Source organism: Rhodococcus sp. HM1 (genome assembly GCF_023218075.1).
In the GTDB taxonomy this organism is placed as follows: Bacteria; Actinomycetota; Actinomycetes; order Mycobacteriales; family Mycobacteriaceae; genus Rhodococcus.
Map to the genome: position 1 here is coordinate 1 of NZ_JALPTB010000149.1, position 3,687 is coordinate 3,687.

1 protein-coding gene is annotated in these 3,687 nt (G+C 74.5%); it reads left to right on the forward strand.

Going from position 1 to position 3,687, the window contains the following annotated elements; translation table 11 throughout:
* A partial coding sequence (locus M1M07_RS32035; protein ID WP_248676738.1) for an amino acid adenylation domain-containing protein occupies window positions 1-3,687 on the forward strand: 3,687 nt, incomplete at both ends.

Genomic DNA, 3,687 nt, shown 5'->3' on the forward strand with positions numbered 1-3,687 from the left:
ACCTGGGCCGGGTCACCGCCGGCGTCGACACCGGCGGCGACGCCCCGTGGCTGCCGGTCACCGGCTTCGATCGTGCCGGGGCGCAGAGCCCGGACATGCCCGCCCCCGCCGTCGTGGACATCAACGCGGTCACCGTCGACACCCCCGACGGCCCGGTGCTGCGCGCCCACTGGTCGTTCCCGGCCGGGCTGCTCGACACCGCGACCGTCACCGCCCTGACCGTGGCGTGGACCCGGGCGGCGACCGCGCTGGCCGATCATGTGCGCGACCCGCACGCCGGCGGGCTGACCCCGTCGGATCTGCCGCTGGTGCGGCTGGACCAGGACACCGTCGAACGGCTCGAGCGGCGCTACGGCCCGCTCGAGACGGTGTGGCCGCCGGCGCCGCTGCAGACCGGGCTGCTGTTCCACGCGCTGCTCGCCGGGCAGGGCCCCGAGGCCGCCGCCGACGCGTACATGGTGCAACTGTGCTTCGAGTTGCGCGGCGCCGTCGACCCGGACCGGTTGCGCCGCGCCGCCACCCGGCTGCTCGAGCGGCACCCGAATCTGCGGGCCGCGTTCACCGGCGACGGCACCGGCGGGTTCGTGCAGGTGATCCCGGCGCACGTCGAGCTGCCGTGGACGGTGCTGGACGTGTCCGGGCACGACGATCCCGACGGCGACGCCGACCGGATCCTCGCCACCGACCGGCGCACCCGCTTCGACACCGCCACTGCGCCGCTGCTGCGCGGCACCGTGATCCGCACCGGCGCCGACCGGTACCGGCTGGCGTTGACGAATCACCACATCCTGCTCGACGGCTGGTCCACCCCGCTGCTGGTGCGGGAGCTGCTGGTGCTGTACGCCACCGCCGGCGACACCACCGCGCTGGACCGGCCGCACAGCTACGGCGACTACCTCGCCTGGCTCGCCGGCCGCGACGTCGAGGGCTCGCTCGAGGCCTGGACCCGGGCCCTGGCCGGGGTGGAGGACGCGACGCTGCTGGCCCCCGAGCACCGCACCGGCGCCACCGACGCCGTCTCCGAGGACCTGCTCGTCGACCTGACCGCGGACCTGTCGGACCGGCTCGAGACGGTCGCCGCGCGCCGCGGCATCACCCTCAACACCCTGGTGCAGACCGCGTGGGGTCTGGTGCTCGGCGCGTTGACCGGCCGCACCGACGTGGTGTTCGGCGCGACCGTCTCCGGCCGGCCCCCGCAGGTGCCCGGCGTCGAAACGATGGTGGGGCTGTTCATCAACACGGTGCCGGTGCGCATCACCGCGGCGCCGGGCGAGACGATCGGGGCGCTGCTGGACCGGGTGCAGGCCGAGCAGGCCGCCCTGTTCGACCACCACCACGTGCGGCTGAGCACCCTCGAGCAGCGGGTCGGGGCCGCCGCCCGCTTCGACACGCTGACGGTGTTCGAGTCCTACCCGGTCGACTCCGCCGGGCTGACCTCCGACACCGACATCGCCGGGATGCGGGTCGCCGGCATCACCGGCCACGACGCGGCGCATTATCCGCTGAGCATCGTCGCGCACAGCGACGCGACGCTGCACCTGAAGATGAAGTACCTGCCGGAACTGTTCGACCGGGACGCGGTCACCACCATCGCGCACCGCATCGAACGGGTCCTCGAGATCCTCGCCGGCGATCCGGACACCCGGGTCGCGGCGGTGCGGGTGCTCACCGCCGCCGAACACGCCGCGCTGGCCCCGGTCCGCGGCCCCGCCGGCGGCACCACCCGCACCCTGCCGGAGTTGTTCGCCGCGACCGCGGCGGCGCACCCGGACGCGATCGCGGTCACCGCCGGGGACCGGCAGCTGACCTACCGGGACCTCGACGAATGGTCGACCCGCGCCGCGCGGGTGCTGCTCGATCACGGGGTGGGCCCGGAAACGTTCGTGGCCCTGGGCATCGCCCGGTCCCTCGAGTCGGTGGCCGCGATGTGGGCGATCACCAAGACGGGCGCGGCGTTCGTGCCGGTCGACCCGAACTATCCGCCGGAGCGCATCGCGTTCGTGCTCGACGACTGCGGCGCCACCGTCGGGGTGACCACCACCGCGCACCGCGACCGGCTGCCCGAGGCGGTGCCGTGGCTGATGCTCGACGATCCCGCGCTCGCCGCGCGGATCGCCACCGCCCCCGCCGACCCGGTCACCGACGCCGACCGGCCGGCGACGCTGCGGCTCGACCATCCCGCCTACCTGATCTACACCTCCGGCTCCACCGGCCGACCCAAGGGCGTGGTGACCACCCACCGCAGCCTGGAGAACTTCGCGATCGACCAGCGGCGCCGCTTCGCGACCGGCCCGGGCTCGCGGGTCATGCACTTCTCGTCGCCGAGCTTCGACGCGTCGATCTTCGAGTACCTGGGCGCGTTCGGGTCCGGCGCCACCCTGGTGGTGGTGCCCCCGACCGTGTACGGCGGCGACGAACTGGCCCGGGTGCTGCGCGAGCAGCAGGTCACCCACGGGTTCATCACCCCGGCGGCGCTGGCGTCGCTGCGGCCCGCCGACATCCCCGACTTCGTCGATCTCGCCGTCGGCGGCGAGGCCTGGCAGCCCGAGCTGCGCGACGCGTGGGCGCCGGGCCGGCGGCTGGTCAACGCGTACGGGCCGACCGAGACGACGATCATGGCGGCGATCAGCGACCCGATGAGCGTCGACAGCCCCCTCACCCTCGGCGGCCCGCTGCCCGGGGTGCACGCGGTGATCCTCGACCGGGCGCTGCGCCCGGTGCCGCTCGGGGTGCCCGGCGAGCTGTATCTGGCCGGGTTGGGCCTGGCCCGCGGCTATCACACCCGCCCGGACCTGACCGCCGCCCGGTTCGTCGCCGACCCCTACGGGCAGCCGGGTGAGCGGATGTACCGCACCGGCGACATCGCCCGCTGGACCGCGGCGCGGGAACTGGAGTACGTGGGCCGCTCCGACTTCCAGGTGAAGGTCCGCGGGTTCCGCATCGAACTCGGCGAGATCGACGCGGCGCTGACCGCCCACCCGGATGTGTCCTTCGCGGTGACCCTCGGGCACACCGCCGCGTCCGGCGACACCGTCCTGGTCGCCTACGTGCTGCCCGAACCCGGCCGCACCGTCGACGCCGACACCCTGAAAACCCATGTGGCGGAACTGTTGCCCGCGCACATGGTGCCCGCCGGGGTGGTCGCCCTGGACGAGCTGCCGCTGACCCCGGTCGGCAAGCTCGACCGCCGCGCCCTGCCGGTGCCGGACCTGACCGCGACCGACGGCTCCTACCAGGCGCCGGCCACCGACCTGGAGACGATCGTCGCCGCGGAACTGGCCGGGGTGCTCGGCACCGACCGGATCTCGGTGACCGACAGCTTCTTCGACATCGGCGGCAACTCGCTGATCGCGACCCGCGCGGTCGCGCGCCTCGGCGCCACCCTCGGCACCGACATCCCGGTGCGCGCCCTGTTCGAGAACCCGACCGTGCGGGCCCTGGCCGCGCACCTGGCCGACATCGGCGCCGCCCCGGCCGTCGGGGCGCTGGTGCCGCAGCCGCGCCCGGCCCGCATCCCGCTGTCCCCGGCGCAGCAGCGCATGTGGTTCATCAACCAGTTCGACACCGCCTCGGCGGCCTACAACATTCCGCTCGGGATCCGGCTGAGCGGGCACCTGTCGGTCGCCGCGCTCGGGGCGGCGCTGCACGACGTGCTCGGCCGGCACGAGAGCCTGCGCACCGTCTACC